The 1,135-nt window shown below is 75.9% G+C and carries 1 protein-coding gene; it reads right to left on the bottom strand.

Annotated features, from left to right (window positions below):
* Window positions 1-1,071, bottom strand: a 1,071-nt coding sequence (locus ACNFOC_RS54610; RefSeq protein WP_416966344.1) for an alpha/beta hydrolase family protein, incomplete at its 3' end; no start/stop codon positions are given.
* Window positions 1,072-1,135: the final 64 nt, after the last annotated feature.

Below are 1,135 nucleotides of genomic sequence, written 5' to 3'. Positions count from 1 at the left end.
GTTCCACATCGCGCTGTGCGGGGCGTGGGCGACCGGCTGGAGGGTGATCAGGTCGGGGCGGTGGGCGGCGAAACGGCGGGAGAGGGTCCAGGGGGCCACCGTGTCGTCCGGGCCGTGGAAGATCAGCGTCGGGACCCTGAGCCGGGTCGGGTCGGCGGCCTCGGCGATGCGGTCGCCGTGCAGACCGGTGCGGCCCTGGGCGGCGCGGACCGCCAGCGGCAGCAGTGCGCCCGGGGTGTGCCGGGCCGTGGCGAGGGCGCGCAGCGTCGTCTCCCAGTCGAGCACCGGCGAGTCCAGCACCAGGCCGGAGACACGGTCGCGCAGCGCGGAGTGGGCGGCGGCGCGCAGGGCCATGGTGGCGCCGGTGGACCAGCCGTACAGGACGACGTGCTCGGCGCCGTAGCGCACGGCGTAGCGGATCGCCGCGTCCAGGTCGCGCCACTCGGTCTCGCCGAGGTGGCCCAGGCCGTCGGGGTTGCGGGGTGCGCCCAGGTCGCCGCGGTAGGCAAGGGCGAGCACCGGGAAGCTCTTGCGGTGCAGGAACTCCATGACGTTCAGGGAGAGTTCGCGGGTCGCGGCCAGGCCGTGCACCGCGATCACCCAGGTGCTCCGCGCCCCGGGCACGAACCACGCGGGCAGGGAGCCGAGTTCGCCGGGGATGTCGATGTCGGCGTGGTCCAGGCCGAGGGCGGCGCTCGGGTTGCCGACGTGGACGTTCGGGGTGAGCCACACCTTGTCGCCGGGGCGCAGGGTGCCGTGGGTGACGCGTTCCAGGCGGCGTACGACGGCGTCGGCGGAGGGAGACGCCGAGTCGACGACAGAGCCGACGACCGCGTGGGAGCCGTCGCCGGCAAGGCCGTAGGTGCCGGGGCGCAGGGACGCGAGGTCCCGGGTGAGCGTGATCTGCCCGGCGGCGGTGGAGTGCACCGTGAGCCGGGGTTCGCCCGGCAGCGGGCGGCCGGGCGGCGCCTTCAGCGCGGCGTCACTGGCGAACCGGCCGACGGCGACGCCGGCCGCACCGGCCACGAGGGCAACGGAGACGGCCGCGGCCGTCGCTTTGACTGTGCGCACGGGTCCAGTGTCCCGGGGGACCCGCCCGGCGGCCAGTGGAAGGCGGCTCGGGGTGGACTCGGGG

Origin of the sequence: Streptomyces colwelliae (genome assembly GCF_048158785.1) — a bacterium.
Classification (GTDB): Bacteria; Actinomycetota; Actinomycetes; order Streptomycetales; family Streptomycetaceae; genus Streptomyces.
The sequence above is the reverse complement of the archived record's forward strand: the minus strand, read 5'-3'. Positions and strand labels throughout refer to the sequence as shown.